Origin of the sequence: Paenibacillus polymyxa (assembly GCF_001719045.1) — a bacterium.
GTDB lineage: Bacteria > Bacillota > Bacilli > Paenibacillales > Paenibacillaceae > Paenibacillus > Paenibacillus polymyxa_B.
In genome coordinates this window covers 1,074,213-1,086,392 of record NZ_CP015423.1, presented here as the reverse complement: position 1 = coordinate 1,086,392, position 12,180 = coordinate 1,074,213, and the positions used below count along the sequence as shown (strand labels likewise).

15 protein-coding genes and 1 pseudogene are annotated in these 12,180 nt (G+C 39.0%); 14 read left to right on the top strand and 2 right to left on the bottom strand.

The window, feature by feature from the left end; all coding sequences use genetic code 11:
* Positions 1 to 70 precede the first annotated feature (70 nt).
* The 12 genes and pseudogenes from AOU00_RS04860 to AOU00_RS04810 all read left to right on the top strand — a co-directional run bounded on the left by AOU00_RS04860 (position 71) and on the right by AOU00_RS04810 (position 8,046).
* Positions 71 to 607 carry a hypothetical protein gene (locus tag AOU00_RS04860; protein ID WP_069290062.1) on the top strand — a complete coding sequence of 179 codons (537 nt, stop codon included), beginning with the start codon at positions 71 to 73 and terminating at the stop codon, positions 605 to 607.
* 229 nt (positions 608 to 836) lie between these two features.
* Positions 837 to 1,280: pseudogene (locus AOU00_RS26945) on the top strand (oxidoreductase).
* A gap of 178 nt (positions 1,281 to 1,458) precedes the next feature.
* Positions 1,459 to 2,046 (top strand): hypothetical protein, encoded by a 588-nt coding sequence (locus AOU00_RS04855; protein ID WP_237166277.1) that lies wholly within the window; start codon positions 1,459 to 1,461, stop codon positions 2,044 to 2,046.
* 292 nt (positions 2,047 to 2,338) lie between these two features.
* The gene (locus tag AOU00_RS04850) at positions 2,339 to 2,620 is read left to right on the top strand and encodes a hypothetical protein (protein WP_061829680.1); all 282 of its coding nucleotides are present in this window, start codon (positions 2,339 to 2,341) and stop codon (positions 2,618 to 2,620) included.
* 180 nt (positions 2,621 to 2,800) lie between these two features.
* Positions 2,801 to 3,430, top strand: coding sequence for a hypothetical protein (locus tag AOU00_RS04845; protein WP_061829681.1), 630 nt, complete (start codon positions 2,801 to 2,803; stop codon positions 3,428 to 3,430).
* Positions 3,431 to 3,580: 150 nt separating this feature from the next.
* A complete protein-coding gene (locus AOU00_RS04840; protein WP_061829682.1) occupies positions 3,581 to 4,030 on the top strand; it encodes a hypothetical protein in 450 nt (149 codons plus the stop codon).
* A 109-nt stretch (positions 4,031 to 4,139) separates the two neighbouring features.
* Complete coding sequence (locus AOU00_RS04835) at positions 4,140 to 4,637, top strand: GNAT family N-acetyltransferase (protein WP_023989595.1); 498 nt, start codon at positions 4,140 to 4,142, stop codon at positions 4,635 to 4,637.
* Positions 4,638 to 4,866: 229 nt separating this feature from the next.
* Positions 4,867 to 5,292 (top strand): hypothetical protein, encoded by a 426-nt coding sequence (locus AOU00_RS04830; protein ID WP_061829683.1) that lies wholly within the window; start codon positions 4,867 to 4,869, stop codon positions 5,290 to 5,292.
* Positions 5,293 to 5,529: 237 nt separating this feature from the next.
* Positions 5,530 to 6,096 (top strand): hypothetical protein, encoded by a 567-nt coding sequence (locus tag AOU00_RS04825; protein ID WP_061829684.1) that lies wholly within the window; start codon positions 5,530 to 5,532, stop codon positions 6,094 to 6,096.
* A 248-nt stretch (positions 6,097 to 6,344) separates the two neighbouring features.
* Entirely contained in the window at positions 6,345 to 6,770 is a 426-nt protein-coding gene (locus AOU00_RS04820) for a hypothetical protein (RefSeq protein ID WP_237166275.1), read from the top strand.
* A 172-nt stretch (positions 6,771 to 6,942) separates the two neighbouring features.
* The gene (locus AOU00_RS04815; RefSeq protein WP_061829686.1) at positions 6,943 to 7,398 is read left to right on the top strand and encodes a DinB family protein; all 456 of its coding nucleotides are present in this window, start codon (positions 6,943 to 6,945) and stop codon (positions 7,396 to 7,398) included.
* A 21-nt stretch (positions 7,399 to 7,419) separates the two neighbouring features.
* On the top strand, positions 7,420 to 8,046 hold the full coding sequence (locus AOU00_RS04810) for a class I SAM-dependent methyltransferase (protein ID WP_061829687.1): 627 nt from the start codon (positions 7,420 to 7,422) through the stop codon (positions 8,044 to 8,046).
* Between the two features lie 152 nt (positions 8,047 to 8,198).
* Here the strand turns inward: AOU00_RS04810 and AOU00_RS04805 are convergent, their stop codons facing one another.
* Positions 8,199 to 9,047, bottom strand: a complete 849-nt coding sequence (locus tag AOU00_RS04805) for a sulfurtransferase (RefSeq protein ID WP_061829688.1) — start codon at positions 9,045 to 9,047, stop codon at positions 8,199 to 8,201.
* Positions 9,048 to 9,122: 75 nt separating this feature from the next.
* Positions 9,123 to 10,067: a DMT family transporter gene (locus AOU00_RS04800; RefSeq protein ID WP_061829689.1), complete on the bottom strand. Its 945-nt coding sequence runs from the start codon at positions 10,065 to 10,067 to the stop codon at positions 9,123 to 9,125.
* A 233-nt stretch (positions 10,068 to 10,300) separates the two neighbouring features.
* Between AOU00_RS04800 and AOU00_RS04795 the strand changes: the two genes are divergently transcribed.
* Positions 10,301 to 11,209, top strand: coding sequence for a hypothetical protein (locus AOU00_RS04795; protein WP_069290060.1), 909 nt, complete (start codon positions 10,301 to 10,303; stop codon positions 11,207 to 11,209).
* A gap of 212 nt (positions 11,210 to 11,421) precedes the next feature.
* On the top strand, positions 11,422 to 12,135 hold the full coding sequence (gene dapD, locus AOU00_RS04790; protein ID WP_061829691.1) for a 2,3,4,5-tetrahydropyridine-2,6-dicarboxylate N-acetyltransferase: 714 nt from the start codon (positions 11,422 to 11,424) through the stop codon (positions 12,133 to 12,135).
* Positions 12,136 to 12,180: the final 45 nt, after the last annotated feature.

The following is a 12,180-nucleotide window of genomic DNA, read 5'->3' as shown; positions in this document are numbered from 1 at the left end:
CTGAGGGAGTCATGAATACAGAAACGTTGGGCGAAATATTGTGATCATACAATGAAGTTCGGGGAGAGCGATGAAGATTTTCTTAAAAAAAGTAGATAAAAATAAACTTGATGTACTGTCAGTAGATATGGAAATTGACATAAGAAAAGAATACAAAAATATAACAAGACACAATGGGCGAATGGTCCATGTTATTGATTGGAGGATAGCTTTATATATAAACGGAAATAAGTTGCACGAAGATGAAGTGTTTGTTGAAGACGAATTTTTAAAATCATTAATTTGTCCAGGAAAGTATCCTATGTTCACTTGTACTTGCGGTATATTTGGTTGTGGGGGATACTATGTTGAAGTCAGTCATGAGGATGATAGATTGTTTTGGTTAACTGAGCAATCGCCTTTTAAGGAACAATTCGTTAAGACTTCTAATAAATTTGCTTTCTCTTGGGATCAAATAATAGATTTTTTAGAAGAATTAATACATAAATTTGATGATCTAAAGAGCAAAATGATTACGCATGGCTTGAATTTTCAATATGATGTAGAAAGATATAGAGGAGTAATTAAAACGATAAAAGAGCGAGCAAATCAGAAAAATAATAATTAAAGCAGATTCAAAGAAGTTACAATGCTTCACCTAACATTACATTCAACGCTAAGGGCCGAGGCAAGCCGACCCTTGGTCCAAAAAGCATTAGGAGAGGAAGTGACTGATAGGACAAGCCTGTACCGACTAAGCGCATCACGCTAGGCCTTCGGCCTTTGAGTCGGTGAGGGTTTGTGAATACATCAACGTTAAGTGAAATCTATATATGATAATCAACAAGGAGAAACCAATGACAACGATAAATACTCTACAAACTAAACTTTCCAGCTGATATGATGAATTTGACCCAGAGCAAGATGGGAATAAGAACACAAAATTTGCAGATTTAATTATTGATGGAAGATCACTTTGCCAAATGCTCAAGAAGCACGATATGGTTCCATCCTTAGGATGGGGAAGCGAAGATCACCAAAAAGAAATGATTCAATACTTTTTGCTAAAGAAACCACATGAGCATATGTATTATAGATATCCAATACTTGTATGTCCTTGGTGTGGAGATGAAGAGTGTGGTATATATCAGTGAAAATTGACAGGGAAGAAGAAATTGTAATATGGAAGGATTTCAAATTGGAGCATGTTAACAAATCAATAAATCTAGGTCCCTTTTAATTTTGAATGGGAAAACTATGAAAGAGTTATTAATAATACTTTTAGAATAATAGAAAAATAATAATGTACACTGATTTGTAGAAGGCAAAGACATCACTCTTAACATCATATTCAAGCAGCGACTTTTACGGTGCCTAAGTCTGCGAGATAGATTTCGAGAAGGCATTTCAGCAGACAACCCCTGACGGAGCTCATGAATACAAGCGTTATAGAAAAGGGACGCAAACCATAAAAAGAAGGTGTTTAAGTTGTTTGGTTTATTTAAGAAGAAGAAAATAATATTTGAAGATCAACTAAACAAACTTTCTGAATTGGGCATCTTCATGAGTGCAGATTTAAAGAAAGAATTACTTTTGGAAGAATTTTCGAGAAATGAATATGAAGAAGATCCCTACAACTTGCTACTACTTAATTTAGGTGGAGAAGTTGAAGTGAATGGTGAATTTATAAATGTATCTGAGGAAATTTGGTATTTAGATACTGAATGTATTGAGGACCATGGAGACTATGCAAGAATAATAATACGATTAGAGAATATGACAAAACTTGATTTAAATAATATAACGGATTACGTAGATATTCAGAATGGTACTGCATGGGTCTCTTTTGAATATATGAATGAACTTATCAGATGGGAAATGAAAGTAGATGATGATTGGTTGGATATGGAGATATTCAAGAAATTTAACGAACTAATAAAGACTGAACAATCCATGAAATTGTATATTTCAATTTTAGATCATGGTTGCCTAATGGGCTATTTTAATAAAGAACAAGTAATTGAAATAAATAAATTAACAAAATATAAATTTGAAGAATATCAGTAAGTATATCAGTAGGCGTCCCTATCCTATAACAATATATTCAACGCTGTGTGGCTATGACTTCTTGGTCCGGACCGAAGTTTAAAGTAGCGGTTTCGAAGAAGTAGATTCATTAGCAGGAGAGTATATTCGCCGGATAACCCTTTACTGCCTAACCGAGGAGGATTTTGGGGAGGCATTTCAAGCAGACAACCCCTTTGGGGTTCATGAATGCGGAAACGTTATGAGAAATTGCGAAGGACATTAAAAATCAAGACAAATAGGAGTTACACTACATTTTATGAGGTGACAAACATTGAATACAAAGGATGAAGAGTACGTTACATTAGAGCATTTTTTCGCAATGTTTTATAGCAATTATGATTCAGATATAAAAATGTTGAAAGAATATACAGAGCTCTATAAACAAATGGAATCAGGTGAAGTCATTAATGAATTAATTGACCAACTGAATGATTTTGAGTTATGTGTCGAGAGTGGGATATTTAAAGACATATTAGACCATTATGGAAACAAAATGAAGGTTGAAGATTTTAGAAAGAATATCAAAGGGCTTTTAGAAGATTTGAGTAGATAATGTGTAGGTAACTCAATGTAAATTCTCATAACAAACTATTATTGCTGCAAGCCTGACGGCCTTGGTCTGCAAGAGGCATTCCGGGGAGGTTTGATCAGGCAGACAAAGACAACCTCTTGAGGGGTTCATGATTTCAGGAATGTTAAGCGAAGTCATTGCTGGGTATAGAGAGGGAAAAGCATGCATATCAAAGGAGTAATTCTTGAGGGATTTTCTAATGCTGGTAAGACATCGGTATTGAGGGCTATTAAGCAGTACCAATCACAGGATGAATCGGCAGAGAGAAGTGTAGTTATTCTTGGTGAACATTACACACAAATATTGAATAACAAGCATGGGAAGTTTTTAAGTTTATCTCAAGAAGAGCATTTAACCTTACTGAAGGAAAGAACAGAAATGTTAACAAAGCTCAATGAATGGGCTGTACAGTTAGGGCCTGCATCAAGAAGGGCCAGAGGACTATTTTACGTTTTAGAAAGATTCCACCTTAATCACAGGGTAGCTTTCTCCAACTCAGACCACATTGAAGTCATGACAATTGAAGAAAAACTCGTATCTCTAGGTGCAGAGTGCATATTGCTAACAAATTCTCCTGAAATGGCTGAAGAAAGAATTATAAGCAGAAATCCAAGTGAATGGATAAACAAGCCTGAAGTAGTAAAAATGTCAGTAAACGAATTATTGGAAACACAAAATATGTTAAGAGAACAAGCCAAACAATCGAAAGTGCCTACAAGAGAAATCAATACAGATGATAAAGACTGGAACAAATGTGTCAGAATAATCATGGAAGGCAATGACATCGCTTAACATCATATTCAAGCAGCGGCTACTGACGAAGCCTTGGTCTGATAGGTCGATTTCGAAGAGGAATCTCAGCAGACACCCCCCTTGGGGTTCATGAATACAGGAACGTTATGCGAAACCTCAGTAAATTAAATACGGTATGGAAGTGAATTGATGGAGGGACCAATCATAACTTGTATAAGTATAGGCGTTTATGCTCATGCACTTACAAGGGGCAATAAATACATCGTAAAAAAAGAAGATGGGGACAAGTATAGAATTATTGGAAACCATGGAAAAGCAGTTTGGATATCAAAAGCTCATTTTATTGAAGGAAATATAGAAGTGCCTTTTTTAGAAAGATGGAAGTTTGATGATGATCCAAAGGAGTTTGATTTGGTGGAGGTGACCCTTACTTTTTCGGATGGAAGTGAACGATGGAGTTTGGTGACAACCCCTCAAAAATTAGTAAATCACTTTAAAAAAGAAATGGAACCACCAGGATTTAATATTAAACATCTTATTATAACGAAAACAATGGACCACGACGATATTGAAAAAACATTGAAATATTTAGAGGCCAATGATGAATTAACAGAAGCAAGCCAATCTTTGGAACGTTGATTCGGAGAGGATGGAGGAATTGCATAACATAATATTCAAGCTACGGCTTTTATGGAAAATAAGAAACGTTATGCGAAACCTTTGAGAATCTAGAAATGAGGTAACTTCAATGATGCAATACAGAATCCGACCAATAATAGAAGATGATGTGTTTTTTTTATGGGAGATGTTATATGAATCATTATTTGTCCCAGAAGGTCAAGAGCCATTCGATAAAGCGATAATAAAAGACCCTTATATATCAAAGTATATTGAAGGTTGGGGAAGAGATGGGGATTTTGGATTTATAGCAATGAACCATGAGGGTGAACCCGTCGGATCAATAACAGTTCGATATTTTAACGAGGATAATAAGGGATTTGGATTTATTGATAATGATGTACCCGAACTAGGAATGGCTTTGTTAAAAGAATACAGGGGAAGAAAAATCGGAATGGCCTTAATGGATGAATTATTTAAAGAAGCTAGGAAGAGGAATATAAAAAAATTATCCCTCAGTGTTGATCCGAGCAATGCAGCGGCAATGAAACTCTACGAGAGATTCGGATTTAAAGAAGTTGGGAAAGTTGATTCATCAATCACGATGGTTGTCGATTTGAGAAGTTAAAATACAGTAGTAATAGGGATTATTTTAAGGAACTCAAAAGAGATCAAGGGTATCGCCTAACATCATATTCAAGCAGCGGCTCCTTACGGAGTCTGGGTCTGCGAGGTGGATTTCGGAGAGGAATTTCAGCAGACAACCCCTTAGGGGTTCATGAATACAGAAACGTAATCTGAGAGGGCTTGTAGATATAAGAACGTTAGGTGAAATGCGAAGTGTTTAGGAGGCCTGAATGAATTACGATGAAGTATTAAATGAAGTATTCTTTAAAGATGGAAGTCTAAGGGACATTTATATATTGGATACAGAGATCCAAGTATGGGCTTTGATTTTTGATTATTTGGAAAGTAATGAAATTAATTATCGAGTGACTATAGATGGGGTAATAACTAGAATTAGGGATATTACTGAATTGTTAAGAATAAAAAAAGAAGCAAGTATTGGGATAACTATTGAATATAGTGAAATTGATATTTGTGGGCATTTTTATGAAGGGAGCGTTATTGAATTTGATATTTCACCAATACAGATAGACTCAGAGAAAAAAATAGATTTACTCATGAACTTCCTAAAAGATTTAAGTCGGAACCTAAACAAAACGATAATTATAACTCCAGAAATGACTATGGAAGAGGTATTAGTTCGAGTAGAGCCCTAAAGGGAAAATTGAATTAATTATGTGAGTATTTCAGTGCATTCCACCTAACATCGTAATTCACACTGTGGCCGCTTTCGCTTCCTTGATCCGCTAGATGCGACCCAAGAAGCGAATTCAGTGGACCGTCTGAGAACTTAACCACATAGCGGATAGCTTCTACAGAGTCTTAAGGTTCGCATGTTCGTGAATACACAAACGTTAGCCGAAATAACTGTAATATTGAAAAGGAGAATATACATGAAATTTACTTATACACTAAGTAATATTGGTTGGGCAGATATACATCTTCGAATTGAAAATTCGGAAATTTATATTTCTCCAAGCTATCTCTCTGAGCCATTAATTGACCTAGTAAGAGCAATTGAAGTGTTGTTGCCTGAATGTACACCTGCGGATGAAGTTAAAAGTATTGTTCACTTTGATTGGGATTCGGAACCAGCTATACATAACTGGAAAATTGTAAAGAAATCAAAAGAAAAGGTGCAAGTTAATATAACTGTCTATGAAGATGGGATAAAGACACACCCAGGGAAATTAGAGTTCAGTGAAGAATGTAACTTTAATGAATTCATATCAGAGGTTGTACAATCAATGGAAGTATTACTAAAGGATCATGGAATTTTAGGATATAGAAAACAATGGTATGCTCAAGATTTTCCGATTAGTAGTTATCTTCAATTGAAATATTATCTTGAGAATAAGAGCAGCTTTCCAACTACAATTAGAAATCCAAATGATTGGATTGAAAAAATAGAAACTAATTTGAAAGACGAACTAGATATTTTAAAGAAATACATTTTGTAAGCATTTCAGGAAGTTGATAACTTCAGATAACATTATTTTCGCGCATTGAACCATTCGACCCTCAGTCCGCGAGAAGGCGTCAGCAAAATATCAGCGTACACATCCGCACCGACTAACCACATTTTAGCCAGCTCCTGACGAGCCTTGAGTTGGTGGGACGTTGTGAATACAGTAATGTTATGCGAAACCTCAGTAAATTAAATACGATACATGGAAGTGAATTGATGGAGGAACCAATCATAACTTGTATGAGTATAGGCGTTTATGCTCATGCACTTACAAGAGGGAATAGATACATTGTAAAAAATGAGGATGGGGACAAGTATAGAATCATTGGAAACCACAGGAAAGCTGTTTGGATATCAAAAGCATTTTTTATTGATGGAAATATAGAAGTGCCTTATTTAGAAACATGGAAGTTTGATGATGATCCAAAGGAGTTTGATTTGGTGGAGGTGACCCTTACTTTTTCGGATGGAAGTAAACGGTGGAGTTTGGTGACAACCCCTCAAAAGTTAGTAAATCACTTTAAAAAAGAAATGGAACCACCAGGGCTTAATATTAAGCATCTAATTATAACGAAAACAATGTACAACGACGATATTGAAAAAACATTGAAATATTTAGAGGCAAATGATGAATTAACAGAAGCAAGCAAAGCTTTGGAACGTTGATTCTGAGAGGCAGAGGAAGCCCATAACATATATTCAACTGCGTCTCCTGACGGAGCCTAGGCCTGCGAGAAGGAGTCTCGAAAAGGGATTTTCAGCAGACAACCCCTTTGGGGTCCATGAGTCAGAAACGTTGTCCTAGATAAATGAAATTTGAAAAAAGGAGCGTGATACCATGAATGAGAAGTCACGGTTACTAGAGGAGTTCAAAGAATGGATCAGTTTTGTTTCTGAGATTCGTGAAATGGATTGGCAAATAACGATTGCTGAAGGTAAATGGTCAGTTCAGGATGTCGTAAGTCATATACTGCTGTGGGATAAATACTTTTTTGAAGCAGCAATAAATCCGATATTAAACAATAAACCTTTGACATTAACACATATGGATTTTGAACAATTTAATCAGGATGCTATTGAATATGGAAAAACAAAAACGAAAGAAGAATTAATTAAAATGACTATTCAGTACCGTAACATGATATTGGAGAGTATAGAGAGTTTTGAAGACGATAAGTTTACTAAAGAATATGCTAACGGGAAGTTTACTGTAATATCATATTTAAGAGATTTTATCTGGCATGATCAACATCATATCAGACAGATTGATGAACTTAAAAGAAAAGCTATGTGAGTATATAGGCGGGTGAATCATATGGGGGATTATTGGAACAAAAGATTTACTGAAGAAGGGATGATTTGGGGTTGTGAACCAAGTCAAACTGTAACCCAAGCTATAGATTTGTTTAAAAAGAATCATGTACATGATATTTTGGTTCCTGGTGCTGGATATGGAAGAAATACGAAGGCGTTCTCTTCTTATTTTCAGGTTGATGGAATTGAGATATCTAGTTCAGCTATAAATCTAGCAAAAGAATGGGACTTAAAAACGAATTTTATTCAAGAATCGGTATTAGAGTTTAGTACATGCCAAAGGTATGATGGAATATATTGTTATGATTTATTACATTTATTTTTGTTAGAAGACCGAAAAAGACTGATACAGAATTGCGTGAAGCATTTGAAGGAATTAGGAGTAATGTATTTCACATGTTTTTCTAATTGTGATTTTAATAATGGTGTGGGTAGGGAAATTGAAGAAGGAACATATGAATACAAGGAAGGGAAATATGCTCACTTCTTTACTGAAGAAGATTTAAAAGGACATTTTAATGATTTGAATATATTAGAAACGGGTTCCATAAGAGAAACTCTGATATATGCAGAAAAACAACAGAAAAAATATGAATTAAGATATATATTTGTTCAAAAGATTGGATAGCTATTCAAAAAAGCAAGCAACTTCAACTACATCGTTTTATTGCTTCATTCAGCTCAAGTTGTTTTTTTAAACAAAGACAAATACACTGCCGTAAGCCTAATCGCTAGGACAGTGTATTTGTCTTTAGAACCTGTATATCCGTTGAAAACTTTTTATTCCTCTCCGGTCGCCACCGGATTCTCCTCATAACTGATCCAGTCGCTCCAGCTTCCCGGATATAAACGGACCTTACTAAATCCAGCTTCATTCAGGGCCAGTACATTGGGACAGGCGGATACGCCGGAACCGCAATACACGATAATTTCTGCGTTTGGATCAAGGTCAGCAAAGTGCTGCTGCAATTGTTCCGCATTTTTAAAGCTGCCTTGTTCGTCCAATACTTCTTTCCAAAAGAAATTCACCGCACCTGGGATATGCCCCGCTGCTTGATCAATGGGCTCCTCCAGCCCCAGGTAGCGAGGCCGCTCTCTCGAATCAATCAATATGTAAGAGCCATCAGGAAGCGAATCTTTGGATACACGTTGCACCTCTTGCATACTTGTGAGCATTTGCGGCTGTACATTCGGTGTGAATGTACTTGGAATGCGAATCGGCTGGTCTGACGTAACGGGGAACTTCGCTTCTTTCCAAGCGCTGTAGCCTTCTTCCAGCACATATACCTGCTCATGCCCGAGATAGCGCAGGAGCCACCAGAAGCGGGAAGCCATCATACCGCCTTGGTCATCATAAGCGACGATGCGTGAAGATGCGTTGATTCCGACACGACTCAGACGTGTGGCAAGTGTATCCACATCAGGTAAGGGATGGCGACCACCATGCTCACCAAGAGGAGCGGTAAGGTCTTCTTCCAAATCGAAGTGGATCGCCCCTGGAATATGGTCTTCATTAAATTGAGTCCGTCCAGCCCCGGCTTGTCCGAGCAGGGAACGGCAGTCGGCAATGATGATGTCCGGCTCATACAATCGGGCCAGCAGCCAGCGTTTGGATACGATGGATTTCATAGAGGATTCCGCCTTCCTTTATTTAACAGTAAATTTAATTCATTGAGTATGGTTTATGAAAATGGGGTAAATAAGTTAAGAGCTGGCTTTCAGGGGATGCTCAGTGTCGGGCAACTCACTTTGATGGATGACTTTCTTTTTAAAATCCGCTCCGTATCGGATAAAAATCCATACCCCGAATAGGATAAAAAAGCCTGCACCAAATTGTAAAGTAGACAGCCTCTCCCCGAGCAGCACCCAAGCTAGCAGGGAAGAAATAACGGGTTCGCCGAGTACCGCCATCGACACGGCAGTGGCGTTAATGTATTTGAGCAGCCAATTAAACAGGTAATGTCCGAACAGCGTAGGCACAATGGCAAGCAGCAGGAACAGTCCCCATTCCCGTGGAGCGTATCCGGTAAAAGGAATGGCATTGACCATATTATACAGCGCAAGTGATGTGGCTGCGATGGCGAAAACCCAAAAATTATACACAAACGCGCTCAAATGCTCGCGTAGATGCTTACCCATCAGCATATGGATGGACACGGCTACCATACCCAAGAAGGACAGTGCGTCCCCGAGCAGGGCTTGTCCCGAGACATGAAAGTCTCCAGCTCCGATGGCCAGTGAGCCGATAAAAGCCATACCCATTCCGATGAGCATAGCGCGATTCGTGCCCGTCCGGAAAAACAAAAAAGAACCGAGCATGACAAGGATCGGCTCCAATGTCATAATAACGGTAGAGCTTGCAACGGTGGTCAGTCGCAGTGAGCCCATCCAGAGCAAGAAATGCAGCCCCAGCGCTATACCGGACCAGAGGATCAGCATCCACTGCTTGCGGGTCAGGCTAAACAGCTCGGTGCGGTATTTCCAGACCAAAGGCAGCATGATCAGATTGGTTAGGTACAAACGGTACATAGCGATGACGGACACCTCGGCTTCAGACCATCTTACGAAGATCGAGGAGAACGAAATAGCGATAATACCTATGATGTACAATAATTCAAAGGAAAACGACGGTTTATGTGCTTGATTCATGTGGCAGCTCCATCCGTATGGAGGAAAATAAATACGTTTATGTTCCTTCCAAGCGGTATCTCGAAAATGGGGTTTAATACAGCCCATTATACCGTACCTGACATTCCCGTGGTATTAGGAATTTGCAAAATCCTGAGAATATAATAAACGGGAGCAGGAGGTAGGGTTTTAAGTGAGATGCTGCGTAGAACTTTTGCTGCACAAGCTCGTCTATCATAGTGGAGGTGGATTTTATGAAAAAACAAAACACATTTTCAATCATACTACTGACTGTAGTGGCAGTGCTGGCTCTGTCAGCCTGTGGAACGAAACCGCAAACCAATAACACCGCACCTCAAGGGTCAGACCAACCGCAAACGCAACAGCAGCCGCAAGTTAAACCGGAGCCAATCGCTGAGCCGGAAGTTAAAAAAGGCACGGGTGTATACAATGGAGCTGCTGACCCGCATACGGTAGAGATTGAAACCAATGGCGAAGCCCAATCCTTCCAATTGGGGGAGGGACTGGACACGGTAATAGCTGGACTTAAAGAAGGCGATACAGTAGCGTTTGAATACAACGAAAAAGCAGTAGAGGGCGACGCTACGGCGAAGCAACTGACTTTAACGAAAATACAAAAAACAGAAGCTGCAACAGATGGCAATCAAAACGGAAGCTCTGGTCAAGCGGTAGGCGGAGAACGCTCGAAGACTCCAACTTTTGAGCTTACCCTTGAAGGGAAAAAGGAAAAGCAGACAGCAACATTGGCAAAAGGAGAGGGATATTCACTGTATGTGTTTGATCCGATGTCCCTGTTTCCCGATCAAAACCGTGTTGCCTTGGCTGTAGATGATAACTATTATGCTGAAATTACGAAGCTGTCCTCCGACTTTAATCTGGATGAGCTTCAAAAAGAAGGAGAAAAGGATCTAGCTTCCATCGGCAAGGTTCAAAAGCTGGACAAAGCAGCCGTACCTCAAGCGCTGTCCAGTAGCCGTCTGTTCCTACAAGCGAGCAGTTCGAAGATGACACAGCAATATATTGTTGTAGAAAATAAAACAGGTGGTTTTATCGTGAAAGTGAACATTCCACAAGGTGAACCTGCTGAAGGATTCGAATCCTTCATTTATACATCGCTGGAGAGCCTGCAAGCTAATAAATAACCCTACTTTGATGTGGGATGGTCGGCGGCTTACAATTATGAATTTAAGGCAGTCATGCCGCTGGAAATTGTTATTTTAAGGGTTAGATTAGAGCTATAAGGGTCTAATCTATAATTGCGAGACCTGCACTTTTGTGCTATAAAGGATGAGAGAATAAGATCATTCCGGCTTGCGAAGTCGTATGAAGCGATGAAGGAGTTGTTAGATTTACTATGTCCATCGAAATGAATACACAAGAAGTCATCAACGTGATTAAAAACAGCAAGAAAAAGACGCCTGTTAAAGTATATGTAAAAGGAGCTTTGGCTTCCGCATCTTTTGGCGAGAATGTTCAAGCTTTTATTTCTGGAGACAGTGGTGTTGTATTTGGGGATTGGGCTGATATCAAGCCTGTACTGGATAGCGCAAACGCGAAAGAAGAAGACTATGTGGTGGAAAATGACCGCCGTAACTCTGCTGTTCCTATGCTCGATCTGAAAGGCATCAATGCCCGCATTGAGCCAGGCGCATATATTCGTGATATGGTTGGCATCGGTAACAACGCAGTCATCATGATGGGTGCAGTGATTAACATCGGTGTCACCATTGGTGAAGGCACGATGATTGATATGAATGCTGTGCTGGGCGGTCGTGTTAAAGTAGGTAACATGTGTCACATCGGTGCAGGCGTTGTCCTGGCGGGTGTCATTGAACCACCATCTGCACAACCAGTTGTAGTAGAAGACGATGTATTGATCGGTGCAAACTCAGTCGTATTGGAAGGCGTACGAATTGGTAAAGGTGCAGTTGTTGCAGCCGGATCTGTCGTAACTGAAGATGTGCCTGAATACTCCGTAGTGGCGGGTACACCTGCACGTGTGATCAAACAGGTCGACGATAAGACCAAATCTAAAACTGAGATTTTGAAAGAACTGCGCATTCTGTAAGAAGGCAAAATTTTTTTTAATGTACCAAAGGTGAACGATTCCTTG

Coding starts and splice junctions, on each gene's coding strand:
- AOU00_RS04860 (WP_069290062.1), top strand. CDS start 71: ATGAAGATTTTCTTAAAAAAAGTAGATAAAAATAAACTTGATGTACTG.
- AOU00_RS04845 (WP_061829681.1), top strand. CDS start 2,801: ATGCATATCAAAGGAGTAATTCTTGAGGGATTTTCTAATGCTGGTAAG.
- AOU00_RS04840 (WP_061829682.1), top strand. CDS start 3,581: ATGGAGGGACCAATCATAACTTGTATAAGTATAGGCGTTTATGCTCAT.
- AOU00_RS04835 (WP_023989595.1), top strand. CDS start 4,140: ATGATGCAATACAGAATCCGACCAATAATAGAAGATGATGTGTTTTTT.
- AOU00_RS04830 (WP_061829683.1), top strand. CDS start 4,867: ATGAATTACGATGAAGTATTAAATGAAGTATTCTTTAAAGATGGAAGT.
- AOU00_RS04825 (WP_061829684.1), top strand. CDS start 5,530: ATGAAATTTACTTATACACTAAGTAATATTGGTTGGGCAGATATACAT.
- AOU00_RS04820 (WP_237166275.1), top strand. CDS start 6,345: ATGAGTATAGGCGTTTATGCTCATGCACTTACAAGAGGGAATAGATAC.
- AOU00_RS04815 (WP_061829686.1), top strand. CDS start 6,943: ATGAATGAGAAGTCACGGTTACTAGAGGAGTTCAAAGAATGGATCAGT.
- AOU00_RS04810 (WP_061829687.1), top strand. CDS start 7,420: ATGGGGGATTATTGGAACAAAAGATTTACTGAAGAAGGGATGATTTGG.
- AOU00_RS04805 (WP_061829688.1), bottom strand. CDS start 9,047: ATGAAATCCATCGTATCCAAACGCTGGCTGCTGGCCCGATTGTATGAG.
- AOU00_RS04800 (WP_061829689.1), bottom strand. CDS start 10,067: ATGAATCAAGCACATAAACCGTCGTTTTCCTTTGAATTATTGTACATC.
- AOU00_RS04795 (WP_069290060.1), top strand. CDS start 10,301: ATGAAAAAACAAAACACATTTTCAATCATACTACTGACTGTAGTGGCA.
- dapD (WP_061829691.1), top strand. CDS start 11,422: ATGTCCATCGAAATGAATACACAAGAAGTCATCAACGTGATTAAAAAC.